Source organism: Luteimonas sp. S4-F44 (genome assembly GCF_022637415.1).
In the GTDB taxonomy this organism is placed as follows: domain Bacteria; phylum Pseudomonadota; class Gammaproteobacteria; order Xanthomonadales; family Xanthomonadaceae; genus Luteimonas.
In genome coordinates this window covers 1024848-1038333 of the sequence record NZ_CP093340.1, presented here as the reverse complement: position 1 = coordinate 1038333, position 13486 = coordinate 1024848, and the positions used below count along the sequence as shown (strand labels likewise).

The window sequence follows — 13486 nt, the reverse complement described above, 5'->3', positions numbered from 1 at the left end:
GCGGTGCTAGCCTGCGGGCATGTCGTCGTTCCCCGCCCTGCCCGATCCCGCCGTCTGCGAGCAGGCACGCCTGAGCCGCGACGCCCGCTTCGACGGGCTGTTCTTCACCGCGGTGCGCACCACCGGCATCTACTGCCGCCCGGTGTGCCCGGCACCGCCACCGCGGGCCGAAAACGTGACCTATTACGCCAATGCGGCCGCAGCCCAGGCCGACGGCTTCCGGCCCTGCCTGCGCTGCCGCCCGGAACTGGCACCGGGTGACGGACACTGGCACCGCGGCGACGATGTCGTGGCACGTGCGCTGGCGCTGATCGATCGCGGCGCGCTCGACGACGCGCCGCTGGCGTCGCTGGCGGCACAGCTGCACTTGGGCGAACGCCAGTTGCGGCGGTTATTCGTCGAGCGCCTGGGCGCAGCGCCGATCGGCGTACGCGGGACGCGCCGCCTGCTGTTCGCCAAGCAACTGCTGACCGAGACCGCGCTGCCGGTCACCGAAGTCGCGCTGGCCGCCGGCTTCGCCAGCCTGCGCCGGTTCAACACCGCATTCCGCGAGGCCTACCGCATGGCGCCGCGCGATCTGCGTCGGCAACCCGGGACGGCTGTTGCGAGCGACGGGCTGGTGCTCCGGCTCGGCTATCGGCCCCCGTACGACTTCCCCGCGATGCTGGACTTCCTGCGCAGCCGCGCGCTGCCGGGCATTGAACGCATCGATGAGTCCAGTTACACCCGGGTCGTTGGCGACGCGGCGGCGGCGGGTTGGCTGCGCGTGTCGCACTGGCCGGCCACGGCGGCCGGGCCGGCGCATGCCTTGCGGCTCGAACTGCACGGCATCGCGCCGACGCGGCTGCAGGACACGGTGCGGCGCGTGCGGCGAATGTTCGATCTCGACGCCGAGCCAACCGCAATCGCCACGCACCTGGCGCAGGATCCACGGTTGGCGCCGCTGCTGCGCGCGCGGCCGGGCCTGCGCCTGCCCAGCGGCTGGGACGGGTTCGAGATCGCGGTCCGCGCGGTGATCGGCCAGCAGGTCAGCGTGGCCGCCGCGCGCACGCTGACCGCACGGCTGTCGCAGCGCTTCGGCCAGCCCCTGCCCGAGATGCTGGCCGCCCAGGGATTCGCCCATCTTTTCCCGACGCCCGAGGCACTGGTCGACGGCGACTTCGACGGCCTCGGCCTGATCGGCAGCCGCATCGCGACGATCCGCGCGATCGCCGCGGCTCTGCTCGACGGCCGCGTGGATTTCGACCCGGCGCGCACGCTCGACGAGACGGTCGCCCGCTGGACTGCCCTGCCCGGCATCGGCCCCTGGACCGCGCAGTACATCGCGCTGCGCGCGCTCGGCCATCCCGATGCGTTTCCCGCCCAGGACCTGGTGCTGCAGAAGGCCGTGCCCACCGATGGCAGCCGGCTCGATGCGCGCGCGCTGCAGGCACGCGCACAGGCCTGGCGACCCTGGCGCGGCTACGCGGTCTTCCACCTGTGGCGCGATGCCGCGCTATCGGCCTCACCCGCCGCCTCTCGCTCCCGGAGCCCCCGATGACCCTCCCGACCGTCTTCACCACCTCGCTCGACACCCCGATCGGCCCGCTGCAGCTCGCCGCTTCCGATGCCGGCCTGCACGCGATCGACTTCGCGCAATCGCGGCCGCCGCTGCGTGGACGCGCGCACTGGCAGGCCGGCGACCACCCGCTGCTGCGCGAGACTGCGGCGCAACTTCGCGCCTACTTCGATCATCGGCTGCGGACCTTCGACCTGCCGCTGGCCGCCGACGGCACCGCGTTCCAGCGCGAGGTCTGGCGGGCGCTCGCGCGCATTCCCTACGGCACCACAACCAGCTACGTGGGACTGGCACGCGAGCTCGGCCGGCCGACCGCCAGCCGCGCGGTCGGCGCCGCGAACGGGCGCAACCCGATCCCGATCGTCGTGCCCTGCCACCGGGTGATCGGCGCCAGCGGCGCACTGACCGGTTTCGCCGGTGGCGTGCCGACGAAGCAATTCCTGCTCGAGCTCGAAGGCGCACTGCCTGCCGCCAACCGCCTGTTCGCCGCGCACACGGCGGCGCCGGCCGCGTAGCCGACCTGCCTGGCATCGACCTGTCGCGACGTGCGACTCAACGCAGGGCCGGTCGTTCCTGGGTGAGATGCGCGGCGATCAGGCGCCGGAACGGCGTGAGCCGCTGCGCGATGCGCAGCGTGGCGCTGCGGACCAGGCGCGCCGGCGCGCGGTCGTCGGTATAGAGGCTGGCGACGATGCCGGTCGCGGCGAACAGCGGCCACGTCGCCAGCCGGTGCTGTCGTTGAAAACGTGCGAGCACCGCGCGTCCGGCAATGTCGCGGCCCGCGTCCTGTGCCCGGCGGATGCCGTTGGCCAGGCGCTCGGCGCCCTGCAGGCCGAGGTTGAAACCGTGCGCGGTGACCGGATGCATGCCGACGGCGGCATCGCCGATCAGCGCCGCACGCTCGGCGACGAAACGGTCGGCATAGACGCCGACCAGCGGATAGACATGGCGCGTGCCGACCGTGGTCATCGTGCCCAGCCGGTCGAGGAACCGGCGCTGGATGTCGGCCGCGAACGCGACATCGTCCATCGCCTCGACCTGCGCCATCGCCTCCGGCGCCAAGGTCAGCACCACCGATGCCCGGCCGGCGTCGAGCGGCAGCAGCGCCATCGTCTGGCCATGCCCGAACCATTCCCAGGCGACGTGGTCGTGCGGGCGCTCGTGCGCGACGCGGCACACCAGCATCCGCTTGCCGAAATCGCGCATGCGCGCGCCGATGCCGAGCATGCGGCGCACGTCCGAGAACCGGCTGTCAGCGGCGACCAACAGGCGCGCCGACACGGTCTTGTCGTCATCGAGGGCGAGCTCGACGCTGTCGCCGCGGCGGGTGACGCCACGCACCGCGGTGTCGCAGATCAATTCCACGTTCGCCAGGCCGTCGACGGCATCGAACGCCGCCTGTCGGATCTGGTGATTGGGGACCAGCCAGCCGAGCTGGCGGCCGTTGCCGTCGCCGGCGGTGATCGTCAGGCCGGTGTCGGCGTCGCCGTTGAGGATGCGGGCATCGCGCAGGTCGAAGATCTGCGCCGGATCGAGCCGGGCCCACAGCCCCAGGGTCTCCATGATCCGGCGGGAGCCGTGGGTCAACGCGATCTCGCGACCGTCGAACGCGGGCTTGGCGATCGCCTCGTGCGACTGGCGCTCGATCAGCGCGATCTTCAACCCCGTGCCGGCCAGCGCGCGGGCGAAGCACAAGCCGGCCGGTCCGGCCCCGACGATGGCGATGTCGACCTGCATGCGCACGCCTCCAGCAAACGAACAATACGGGCAGGATACCGACGTCGGCCGGCACCCCGCGTTGACCTGAATCAAGCGCTGCGGCAGCGCGCCACCGTCACAGCGCCAGCAGCCGGCGCATCGCGTCGGCATGGCCCTGCGCTGCCTGCGCGTGCAGCCGGTGGCGTCCGTCGACGACCAGCCGATTGCCGGCGACCTCGACCTCGCGCACCAGCGGCCGGTTGCCGGCGAACAGCCAGCGGTCGGCGACGTCGGCCGGCGTGGCACCGGCGAGCAACGGTGCATCGGCGTCGAGCACAACGGCATCGTCGCGCTGCGCGAACCCGGTCGCCGCCGAGGCGCTGGCCGCCACGCCGGCGAGCAGCGTCGCACCGACGCTCGGCGATGCCGACCCAACCGCGACGTTACGTCGCCGCCCGGCCAGACGCTGGCCGTACTCCAGCCAGCGCAGTTCCTCGACCGGCGACACCGAGATGTGGGAGTCAGAGCCGATGCCCCAGGCCCCCCCCGCATCGAGATAGGCGCGCAGCGGGAACAGACCGTCGCCGAGATTGGCCTCGGTCGTCGGGCACAGCGCGACGGTCGCACCGCTGCGCGCGATGCCGGCGATCTCGTCCGCGTCCAGGTGGGTCGCGTGCACCAGCGTCCAGCGCGCATCGACCGGCGCGTGATCGAGCAGCCAGGCCACCGGGCGCGCCCCGCGCAGCGCGATGCAGTCCTCGACCTCGGCGGTCTGTTCGGCGATGTGGAGATGCACGCGCGCCTGCGGCGGCAGCGCGGCGAGCACCGCCGCCATCGCATCGCGCGGGACCGCTCGCAGGCTGTGCAGCGCGCAGCCCACGCGCAGGCCTGCCCCCTGGCGCGCGTGCAGATCCGTGAACAGCCGCAGATAGCCATCGATGTCGTGGCCGAAGCGCTGCTGACGCGGGCCCAGCGGCCGCCCGTCGAAGCCGCCCGTCATGTACAGCACCGGCAACAGCGTCAGCCGGATGCCAGTCGTCTCGGCCGCCTCGATCAGCGCATCGGCCATTGCCGATACCGGCGCATACGGTCGGCCGTCGGGCGCATGGTGCACATAGTGGAACTCGCAGACGGCCGTATAGCCGGCTTCGAGCATCTCGACGTAGAGCTGGGTGGCGACCGCGCGCAGCGTGTCGGGATCGAAGCGCGCGGCCATCCGGTACATCGTCTCGCGCCAGGTCCAGAACGAATCGGCCGGATCGGTCTGCACCTCGGCCAGACCGGCCATCGCGCGCTGGAACGCGTGCGAGTGCAGATTGGCGATGCCCGGCAGGCGCCAGCCTGCGGACGTGCGCTGGATCGGAACCGGCGGAAGGTCTGACATTGGGGCGACTCCGGAAGCGAGTGCGATAGGCTAGCCTGTCTGTCCGGGGGGAGCATCGCAGGCACGCGTCGTGGGGGTGCTGCTGCTCGTGCTCGCCACGTCCTGCGCGTTCTCGTGATGATGGCGCAGGCGCCGCCCGCGACGCGACGGCCGCGGCGCGGGCGACGGCGATGGGCCATGGCTTCAACGGGCGCGACGACAACGACGGAGGCGACGATGGGAGCGACTGAACGCTGGGATGGGCTGATCATCGGGCCAACCCTGGTCACGCTCGCCGAAGACACCGGCTATGGGCTGATCGAAGACGGCGCACTGGGTTGGCGCGACGGCACGATCGTGCACGTCGGCCCCCGCGCCGCGCTGCCGGCGCCGGCGGCGCAGTTGGCCGAGCGGGTGATCGAGGCCGAGGGCCTGCTCACGCCGGGTCTCGTCGACTGCCACACCCACCTGGTGTTCGGCGGCGACCGCGCCGCGGAGTTCGAACAGCGCCTGCAGGGCGTGAGCTACGAGGCCATCGCGCGCAGCGGCGGCGGCATCGTCTCCACCGTACGCGCAACCCGCGCCGCCGACGAGGACGCGCTGCTCGTGCAGTCGTTGCCGCGTGCGCGTGCGCTGATCGCCGATGGTGCGACGACGCTGGAGATCAAGTCCGGCTACGGCCTGGACTTCGACCACGAACGCAAGATGCTGCGCGTCGCGCGGCGCATCGGTCAGGCGCTGGGCATCACCGTGCGCACGACGTTCCTTGGCGCGCATGCCCTGCCGCCTGAGTACGTCGGGCGCAGCGACGCCTACATCGACGCGGTCTGCGATTGGCTGCCGCGCCTGCACGAGGAAGGCCTGGTGGACGCGGTCGATGCGTTCGCCGAGCGCATCGCCTTCGATGCGACGCAGACGCGCCGGGTGTTCGAGGTCGCGCGCGCGCTCGGCGTGCCGGTCAAACTGCACGCCGACCAGCTCAGCGATGGTGACGGCGCCGCGCTGGTGGCCGCGTTCGGCGGCCTGTCGGCCGACCATGTCGAGCACACTTCGCAGGCCGGCGTCGACGCGATGGCGGCGGCCGGCACGGTCGCAGTGCTGTTGCCCGGGGCCTTCCACGTGCTGCGCGAAACCCGGCTGCCGCCGCTCGACGCCTTCCGCGCCGCGGGCGTACCGATGGCCGTAGCGACCGACTGCAACCCCGGCACCTCGCCGCTGCTGTCGCTGCGCCAGGCGATGCAGTTGGCAGTCACCCATTTCCGCCTCACCCCCGAAGAAGCCCTGCGCGGGGCGACCGTGCACGCGGCACGCGCGCTGGGGCTGACCGATCGCGGGCGCCTGATGCCGGGCCTGCGCGCAGACTTCGCCTGCTGGCGCCTCGCACAGCCAGCAGAACTCGTCTATTGGCTCGGCGGCCCGATGCTCGAGATGGCCTTCGCCGCCGGCCACCGTCTGCCCTGACCCTCCTCAAGGACCCATCCGTATGCGCCTGCTTCCGCTCGCCCTCGCTCTCGCCCCGCTGCTGACCGTGGCCGCTGCCCAGGCCGACGAGGCCGCACGCACACTGGCCCAGAACGCGATCATCGTCGACACCCACATCGATGCGCCCGGCGTGCTGCTCGAGCGCTGGGCCGACCTCGGCGAGACCGCGCCCGACCGAGAATTCGACTACCCGCGCGCGCGCGCCGGCGGCCTGGATGTGGCCTTCATGTCGATCTACACCTCGGCCGGACAGGACGCTGCCGGCACCGCGCGCGAGATCGCGCACCGACAGATCGACGCGGTCGAGGCGCTGACCGCGCGCCATCCCGACCGCTTCGCGATCCTGCGCTCGCCCCGCGATGTCGAGCGCCTGCGCACCGCAGCGGACGGCAGCCAACGCGTGCTGTTGCCGCTGGGCATGGAGAACGCCGCGCCAATCGGCGACGACCTGTCGCAACTCACGGCCTTCTTCGATCGCGGCGTGCGCTACATCACGCTTGCGCACAGCGCCGCCAACCGGGTCGCCGACTCGTCCTATGGCAAAGCGCGCCGCTGGAACGGCCTGAGCCCGTTCGGGCGCCAGGTCATCGCCGAGATGAACCGGCTCGGGATCATGGTCGATGTCTCGCACATCTCTGACGCGTCTGCCGAACAGGCGATCGCGCTGAGCACGGTGCCGGTGATCGCAAGCCATTCGGCATTCCGGCACTTCACGCCCGGCTTCGAGCGCAACATCAGCGATGCGCTCGCCCGCGCGATCGCCGCCAAGGGCGGCGTGGTGCAGATTCCGTTCGGCACCGCGTTCGTCGATGCACAGACCGCCGCCGACACCCAGGCCTGGTTCGACGCGGTCGCGGCCTTCGACGCGGACAATGCCCAGCGCGTCGCCGCCGGGGAACCGGCGCTCGATGCTGCCCAGTTCCAGCGCGACTGGGCCGCCGCGCATCCCGCACGTGAGACGCCGCTCGAATCGGTGCTGCAGCAGATCGACCACGGCGTGCGCCTGCTCGGCGTCGACCACGTCGGCCTCGGCTCTGATTTCGACGGCGTCGACGGCGCCCTGGCGCAAGGCCTGCACGACGTGTCCGATTTCCCCAACCTGGTGGCCGGACTGCAGGCGCGCGGCTATGCCGAAGCGGACATCCGCAAGATCATCGGCGGCAACCTGCTGCGGGTCTGGACCGAGGTCGAGGCCGGCGCCGGCCGCTGAAGCGGCAGGCCAGCCCGTGACACGCGAAAGCCCCGCCTGGGCGGGGCTTTCGGCATGACCGGCGTCGCCACCGGTCGCGTCCTGCCATCGGCCCGGTCCCGGCGCCAAGCGCCGGACCTGGGCCTCGACGTCAGGAGGCCTTCTTGGCGACGGCCTTCTTGGCCGGGGCCTTGGCCACGGTCTTGGTGCCGGCCTTCTTCGCAACCGGTGCGGTCGCGGTGCCTGCGGCCTTGACGACGCCCTTCGAACGGGAATTGCCGTAGCTCGCGTTGTAGCGCTTGCCCTTGAGGGTCCTGCGGTCGCCCTTGCCCATGAATCTGCTCCTGATGTCCTGCGTGTATTGAATGCGGTAGACGCGAATGTGCGCCCGGCGGGCGCACAAGACCGCGGATTCTAGCATGCGGCCGGAGCCGCGCGACGCGTCAGCGTGCCTCGTGAAGATGGGTCAGCCGCAGGTTCAGCAGGTGCGCCCCGGCCAGCAACAGCCCGCCGATCGTCATCACCACCACATGGGTGAGCGTGTGGTCGTGCAGGTGGGTGAACGCGCCCGCCCATACCAGTGCCAGACCGGGCAGCAGCAGGAACCACGCGCGGAACGCGCGATGCCGGCGATAGCCCAGTGTCAGCGTGGTCAGGCCCAACAGGGTGGCGAACACGACGAAGGCCTGGTCGATATCGACCCAGCCGCCCAGGTTCAGCCCGAGCGCGGGCAGCAACGCAAGCGCCAGCGGCAGCAGGGCGCAATGGATCGCGCACAGGAACGAGGCAGCAAAACCGACGCGGTCGGCCCGACGGAGGGCGGAATCGTGTGCAGGCATGTCTTTTGGGGGATACGAAGGTCGATGTAACATTATAACATCCGTGTCTTGGCCACCAGTGTACCTCAACCGTATGAACGATCTCCGCACTTCCCCCCGCCTGCCGCGTCGCGCCCGCCTGACCGTCGCCATCGCCCTGTTGCTGCCCGCCACCGCGGCGGTCGCGCAGAACCAGACGCATGCCCACCCGACCACGCTCGACCGTGTCCAGGTGACCGCGACCCCGCTCGGCGGCGACGCCGAAGACCTCGCCCACCCCATTGAAATGCTTTACGGCGACGCGCTGGATGACCGCAAGGCCGGCAACCTGGGCGACACCGTGTCCACGCTGCCCGGCGTGCAGAGCGGCTTCTTTGGCACCGGCGTCGGCCGGCCGATTATCCGCGGACAGGAAGGCCCGCGCGTGCAGATCCTGTCCGGCGGCATCGGCAGCATGGATGCCTCGACCGTCAGCGCCGACCACGCGGTCAGCATCGAGCCCTTCCTTGCCGACCAGATCGAAGTGCTCAAGGGGCCGGCCAACCTGCTCTACGGCAGCGGCGCGGTCGGCGGCGCGGTCAATGTCGTCGACGGCCGCATCGCGCGCGCCGTGCCCGACCGGCCGGTCAGCGGCCGCGCGGAACTGCGTGCGGCCAGCGGCAATGGTGAGCGCAGCGGCATGTTCCGGCTCGATGGCGTCAACGGCGACAATCTGGTGCTGCATGTCGACGGCCTGGTCCGCAACACCGGCGACTTCGACATTCCAGGCTACGCGCAGGTGCCGGGCGACCATGATCATGGCGACCACGACGACCATGATCACGACCACGAGGCCGAAAACGCTTACGGGCGGCTGCCCAACAGCTCGATCCGCACGCGCGCCGGCGCGCTCGGCGCGACCTGGTTCGGCACACGCGGCCACCTGGGGCTCGCGGTCAGCACCTATCGCACCAACTACGGGCTGCCCGACGGCGCGCACGTACATGCCGAGGACGACCACGGGCATGGGCACGACGACGACCACGATCATGACCACGGCCATGACGACCACGATCACGACCACGGCGAGGACGGGCACGACCACGGCTCGGTGCGCATCGACATGGTGCAGAACCGCATCGACCTGAAAGGCGGCCTTTACGATCCGCTGCCGTTCCTGAGCGCAGTGAACCTGCGCGCGGCCTACAACGATTACGAGCACGTCGAGCTCGAGGGCGGCCTGGCGGCCACGCGCTTCACCAACAAGGGCACCGAGGCCCGCTTGGAAGCGATCCAGAACGAAATCGCCGGCTGGCGCGGCGCATTTGGGCTGCAGGTCGGCCACGTCGATTTCGGTGCCGTCGGCGAGGAGGCGTTCGTACCGCCGAGCGTCACCGACACGCTGGGCCTGTTCGTCGTACAGGAGAAAGAGTTCGGGCCGGTGAAGCTCGAGTTCGGCGGCCGCCACGAACGTGTCGAGATCGATCCGGCGGCTGGGACATCGCGCAAGTTCGACGCCAGCAGCCTGTCGGGCGCGGCGATCTGGCACCTGTCGGAAGTCTTCGACCTGCGCCTGGGCGCCGACCTGTCCGAGCGCGCACCGACCAACGAGGAACTGTTCGCCGCCGGCCCGCATATCGCCACCCGCTCGATCGAGATCGGCGATGCGGACCTGGGCACCGAGCGCGGACAGCGTCTGGAGATCGGACTGCATGCGCATACCGACCGGGTCGAGCTCAAGGCCGCGGTCTACCAGACGCGGTTCGATCGCTACACCTATCTGGCCGATACCGGCGTCGCCGAGCAGGGTTTCCCGGTGCGCTTGTGGACCCAGGGCGATGCGACGTTCCGTGGCGCCGAAGCCGAGGCGAAGTTCCACCTGGTCGAATCGGACGCGGGCGACTTCGACCTGCGCGTCTTCGGCGACGTCGTGCGCGCCGAGCTCGACGGCAGCGGGACCCGTCACGTGCACTTCGACGTGCCCCACGGCGACCATGCGCATCACTACCACGCCGACATCCCGCTCGGCGGCAACCTGCCGCGCATCGCACCGGCGCGGATCGGCGCCGATCTCAACTGGAGCCTCGGCGGCTGGCGTGCGAACATCGGCGCGGTGCGCTACCAGAAGCAGGACCGCGTGGCCGCGCTGGAGGACCCGAGCCCGGGCTACACCCTGGTCAACGCCGGGGTCGCCTGGCGTGTCGGCGAGGCCGACGGCACGCAGTGGGAACTGTTCCTCGACGGTCGCAACCTGACCGACCAGGAAGCGCGTGCGCACACCTCGTTGCTGCGCGACTACGCGCCATTGCCCGGCCGCACGATCGCCGGCGGCATCCGCGTGTTCTTCTGATGCGGTCCTGAGCCACCCGGCACCTTGTGCCCAGGTCCCGTCCCGGCTCGCCGGGGCGGGACGTCGCGTCGGCCCGCTGCAGCCCATCGCAGCCCTGCATCGCGCCCGCGCATGCAGGCAGGCGGCTTATCGGCCGTCGTGGCTCAGTGGGCGCCGCCGTTCACGCACTGGGCGCACAGGCCGTGCACTTCCAGCGTCTGCGCCTGCGGCATGAACCCCAGCGTGCGGGCGCGCGCATCGAGCGAGGCGACCACCGCCTCGTCTTCCAGTTCCACTGCGCTGTGGCACTGATCGCAGATCAGGAACGGCACCGAATGCTGCGCGGTGCTCGGATGATGGCAGGCGACAAAGGCATTGACCGACTGCAGCTTATGGATGAAGCCGTTGGCCAGCAGGAAGTCCAGCGCGCGGTAGACGGTCGGCGGCGCCGCAGCGCCCGGTCCCCCGCCATCGCGCACCTGATCGAGCAGGTCGTAGGCCTTCAGCGGCTTGCCGGCCTTGGCGATCAAGGCCAGCACGTGGCCGCGGATCGGGGTCAGCCGCAGCCCGCGTTCACTGCAGGCGCGTTCGACCGCCCGGACGAAACCGGCAGCGTCGTCGACGTGATGATGCGGATCGGTGCAGGCGTTGATCTGTCCCATCGTTAGATGATGGAGGCGTCGGGACGCGGACTCAAGCGGGCCCAGCCGCCTTCATCGCGCCGTCCACATCGCGCATCCGCAGGCGATTCGCAGCGCGTGCAGCTTCGTGACGAACGCCTGGACACCTCAGGCGTCGGGCGTCATCGCGATCGCGGCCTCGATCCTCCGCAGCGCCTCATTGCGGCCGGCCAGGTACACCGTGTGCCCGATGTCGGGGCTGACCTGGGTACCGGTGATCGCCACCCGCATCGGTTGGGCGACCTTGCCCATCCCTAAGCCGAGCACCTCGGCGGTCTCGTGCAAGGCCGCGCCGATCGCTTCTGCCGTCCAGTCCGGCAGCGCCGCCAGGCGCGTACGCGCATCGGCCAACGGCGCGCGCGCATCGGCCTTGAGATGCTTGGCCACGGCCTTGTCGTCGTACTCGGTCAATGGGCGGTACCAGACCGCCGCGCGCTCGGACATGTCCTTGAGCGTTTGCACCCGATCGCGCAGCGCGACCACCACATCGGCCGGCGCTGGGCCCGTCGACAGGTCGTAGCCGTCGCGGCGCAGGTGCCAGACCAGATGCGCGGCGACCGCGGCTGGATCGTCGGACTTCAGATACTGCTGATTGAGCCAACCGAGCTTGGCCGGATCCAGGCGCGAGGCCTTGGCGTTGACGTCCTTGAGGTCGAACAGCGCGCGCATCTCGTCGATCGAGAAGATCTCCTGGTCGCCGTGCGACCAGCCCAGCCGCACCAGGTAGTTGAGCAGCGCGTGCGGCAGGTAGCCGGCATCGCGGTACTGCATGACATCGGCCGCGCCGGTGCGCTTGGACAGCTTGGCGCCGTGCTCGTCGAGGATCATCGGCAGGTGCGAGAACGCCGGCGGCTGCGCGCCGAGTGCGCGGTAGATGTTGATCTGCCGCGGGGTGTTGTTGACGTGGTCGTCGCCGCGCACGACATCGGTGATGCCCATATCGAGATCGTCGACGACGACGGCGAAGTTGTAGGTCGCGTAGCCGTCCGGGCGGAACAGCACCAGATCGTCCAGCTCGCTGTTGGCGATCTCGATCCGGCCCTTGACCTTGTCGTCCCACACGACCGTGCCTTCGAGCGGATTCTTCAGGCGGATCACCCGGTTCGGGTCCTCGCGGCGCGGTTCGCCGCGCTCGCGATAGGCGCCGTCGTAGCGCGGCTTGTCGCCGCGGGCCATCGCCGCCTCGCGCATGGCATCGAGCTCGTCCTTCGACTCGTAGGCGTAGTAGGCCTTGCCGTCGGCGACGAGTTGCTCTGCGACCTCGCGATAGCGGTCGAGGCGCTGGGTCTGGTAGATCGGGCCTTCGTCGTAGTCCAGGCCGAGCCAGTCCATCGCCTCCAGAATCGCGTCGATCGCGGCCTGCGTGCTGCGTTCGCGATCGGTGTCCTCGATGCGAAGCACGAACTGTCCGCCGCGGCGGCGCGCTTCCAGCCAGCAGTACAGCGCGGTGCGTGCGCCGCCAATGTGCAGGTAGCCGGTGGGACTGGGCGCGAAGCGGGTACGGCAGCTCATGCGGAACGCTCGAAACGGGAAACCTCGCATTCTACTCGTGCCGCCCCCGCCGCCGGGACGCGCCGGGGGGCGGGCGGGCTTCTACAATGGCGCGATGACGACCTACTTCCTGTCCGATCTGCACCTTGACCCGGCGCGACCGGCGATCACCGAGCTGTTCGTGGCCTTCCTCGATGGCGAGGCGCGACAGGCGCAGGCCCTGTACGTGCTCGGTGATCTGTTCGAATCGTGGGTCGGCGACGACGACCCATCCGAGGCCGGCGCGCTGGTCGCAGACCGCCTGCGCGCGCTGTCGGACGCGGGTGTGCCGGTGGCCTTCATGCATGGCAACCGCGACTTCCTCGTTGGCGACGCCTGGGCGCGGCGCGCGGGCCTGCGGATCCTGCCCGACCCGGCGGTGATCCTGCTCTACGGCCGCCCGGTGCTGCTGACCCACGGTGATCTGCTGTGCACCGACGATGTCCAATACCAGGCGATCCGCGCACAGACCCGCGACCCGCGTTGGCAGGCGCAGATGCTCGCCCAGCCGCTGGCCGCGCGGCTGGCGTTCGCGCAGCAGGCGCGCAATGCCAGCCAGGCGCGCGCAGCCACGCTGCGCGAGGCCGGGACGATGGAGACCGTGACCGATGTCGCGCCGACCACGGTCGCCGAATGGTTCGTCCGCTACGGCATCGATACGATGATCCACGGCCACACCCACCGCCCCGCGATCCACGAGCTGCAGGTGGCCGGCCGCGCCTGCCGCCGCATTGTGCTCGGCGACTGGTTCGAACAGGGCTCGGTACTGCGCGCGAGCGCCGACGGCCGCTTCGACCTTTCGGCGCTGTAGACGGCCGACATCCACAACTCCACCCATCTGCGGGACGTGGCGGCACGTC

The 13486-nt window shown here is 70.7% G+C and carries 12 protein-coding genes; 6 read left to right on the top strand and 6 right to left on the bottom strand.

The window, feature by feature from the left end; genetic code table 11:
* Window positions 1-19 precede the first annotated feature (19 nt).
* Both MNO14_RS04750 and MNO14_RS04745 read left to right on the top strand, forming a co-directional pair.
* Entirely contained in the window at window positions 20-1540 is a 1521-nt protein-coding gene (locus tag MNO14_RS04750) for an AlkA N-terminal domain-containing protein (RefSeq protein ID WP_241945603.1), read from the top strand.
* A complete protein-coding gene (locus tag MNO14_RS04745) occupies window positions 1537-2073 on the top strand; it encodes a methylated-DNA--[protein]-cysteine S-methyltransferase (RefSeq protein ID WP_241945602.1) in 537 nt (178 codons plus the stop codon). Before MNO14_RS04750 ends, MNO14_RS04745 begins: the two co-directional genes overlap by 4 nt.
* Before the next feature lie 37 nt (window positions 2074-2110).
* On the opposite strand, the gene ubiM is transcribed toward MNO14_RS04745, so the two are convergent.
* Together ubiM and MNO14_RS04735 are read right to left on the bottom strand one after the other, a co-directional pair.
* Window positions 2111-3295 carry a 5-demethoxyubiquinol-8 5-hydroxylase UbiM gene (gene ubiM / locus MNO14_RS04740; protein ID WP_241945601.1) on the bottom strand — a complete coding sequence of 395 codons (1185 nt, stop codon included), beginning with the start codon at window positions 3293-3295 and terminating at the stop codon, window positions 2111-2113.
* A 97-nt stretch (window positions 3296-3392) separates the two neighbouring features.
* Window positions 3393-4640, bottom strand: coding sequence for a formimidoylglutamate deiminase (locus tag MNO14_RS04735; protein ID WP_241945600.1), 1248 nt, complete (start codon window positions 4638-4640; stop codon window positions 3393-3395).
* A gap of 216 nt (window positions 4641-4856) precedes the next feature.
* On the opposite strand from MNO14_RS04735, the gene hutI reads away from it, so the two are divergent.
* Both hutI and MNO14_RS04725 read left to right on the top strand, forming a co-directional pair.
* Window positions 4857-6080 (top strand): imidazolonepropionase, encoded by a 1224-nt coding sequence (gene hutI, locus MNO14_RS04730; protein ID WP_241945599.1) that lies wholly within the window; start codon window positions 4857-4859, stop codon window positions 6078-6080.
* A 22-nt stretch (window positions 6081-6102) separates the two neighbouring features.
* Window positions 6103-7311 carry a dipeptidase gene (locus MNO14_RS04725; RefSeq protein ID WP_241945598.1) on the top strand — a complete coding sequence of 403 codons (1209 nt, stop codon included), beginning with the start codon at window positions 6103-6105 and terminating at the stop codon, window positions 7309-7311.
* Window positions 7312-7441: 130 nt separating this feature from the next.
* Here the strand turns inward: MNO14_RS04725 and MNO14_RS04720 are convergent, their stop codons facing one another.
* On the bottom strand, window positions 7442-7624 hold the full coding sequence (locus tag MNO14_RS04720; RefSeq protein ID WP_241945597.1) for a 30S ribosomal protein THX: 183 nt from the start codon (window positions 7622-7624) through the stop codon (window positions 7442-7444).
* A gap of 109 nt (window positions 7625-7733) precedes the next feature.
* Entirely contained in the window at window positions 7734-8129 is a 396-nt protein-coding gene (locus MNO14_RS04715; protein WP_241945596.1) for a MerC domain-containing protein, read from the bottom strand.
* 73 nt (window positions 8130-8202) lie between these two features.
* Here MNO14_RS04715 and MNO14_RS04710 point away from each other — a divergent pair, with 73 nt between their 5' ends.
* Complete coding sequence (locus MNO14_RS04710; protein WP_241945595.1) at window positions 8203-10437, top strand: TonB-dependent receptor; 2235 nt, start codon at window positions 8203-8205, stop codon at window positions 10435-10437.
* A gap of 143 nt (window positions 10438-10580) precedes the next feature.
* Here the strand turns inward: MNO14_RS04710 and MNO14_RS04705 are convergent, their stop codons facing one another.
* Entirely contained in the window at window positions 10581-11078 is a 498-nt protein-coding gene (locus tag MNO14_RS04705) for a transcriptional repressor (protein ID WP_241945594.1), read from the bottom strand.
* Between the two features lie 126 nt (window positions 11079-11204).
* Window positions 11205-12608 (bottom strand): glutamate--tRNA ligase, encoded by a 1404-nt coding sequence (gene gltX, locus MNO14_RS04700; protein ID WP_241945593.1) that lies wholly within the window; start codon window positions 12606-12608, stop codon window positions 11205-11207.
* A gap of 94 nt (window positions 12609-12702) precedes the next feature.
* Between gltX and lpxH the strand changes: the two genes are divergently transcribed.
* Window positions 12703-13437, top strand: a complete 735-nt coding sequence (lpxH, locus tag MNO14_RS04695) for a UDP-2,3-diacylglucosamine diphosphatase (RefSeq protein ID WP_241945592.1) — start codon at window positions 12703-12705, stop codon at window positions 13435-13437.
* Window positions 13438-13486 lie beyond the last annotated feature (49 nt).

Coding starts and splice junctions, on each gene's coding strand:
- MNO14_RS04750 (WP_241945603.1), top strand. CDS start 20: ATGTCGTCGTTCCCCGCCCTGCCCGATCCCGCCGTCTGCGAGCAGGCA.
- MNO14_RS04745 (WP_241945602.1), top strand. CDS start 1,537: ATGACCCTCCCGACCGTCTTCACCACCTCGCTCGACACCCCGATCGGC.
- ubiM (WP_241945601.1), bottom strand. CDS start 3,295: ATGCAGGTCGACATCGCCATCGTCGGGGCCGGACCGGCCGGCTTGTGC.
- MNO14_RS04735 (WP_241945600.1), bottom strand. CDS start 4,640: ATGTCAGACCTTCCGCCGGTTCCGATCCAGCGCACGTCCGCAGGCTGG.
- hutI (WP_241945599.1), top strand. CDS start 4,857: ATGGGAGCGACTGAACGCTGGGATGGGCTGATCATCGGGCCAACCCTG.
- MNO14_RS04725 (WP_241945598.1), top strand. CDS start 6,103: ATGCGCCTGCTTCCGCTCGCCCTCGCTCTCGCCCCGCTGCTGACCGTG.
- MNO14_RS04720 (WP_241945597.1), bottom strand. CDS start 7,624: ATGGGCAAGGGCGACCGCAGGACCCTCAAGGGCAAGCGCTACAACGCG.
- MNO14_RS04715 (WP_241945596.1), bottom strand. CDS start 8,129: ATGCCTGCACACGATTCCGCCCTCCGTCGGGCCGACCGCGTCGGTTTT.
- MNO14_RS04710 (WP_241945595.1), top strand. CDS start 8,203: ATGAACGATCTCCGCACTTCCCCCCGCCTGCCGCGTCGCGCCCGCCTG.
- MNO14_RS04705 (WP_241945594.1), bottom strand. CDS start 11,078: ATGGGACAGATCAACGCCTGCACCGATCCGCATCATCACGTCGACGAC.
- gltX (WP_241945593.1), bottom strand. CDS start 12,608: ATGAGCTGCCGTACCCGCTTCGCGCCCAGTCCCACCGGCTACCTGCAC.
- lpxH (WP_241945592.1), top strand. CDS start 12,703: ATGACGACCTACTTCCTGTCCGATCTGCACCTTGACCCGGCGCGACCG.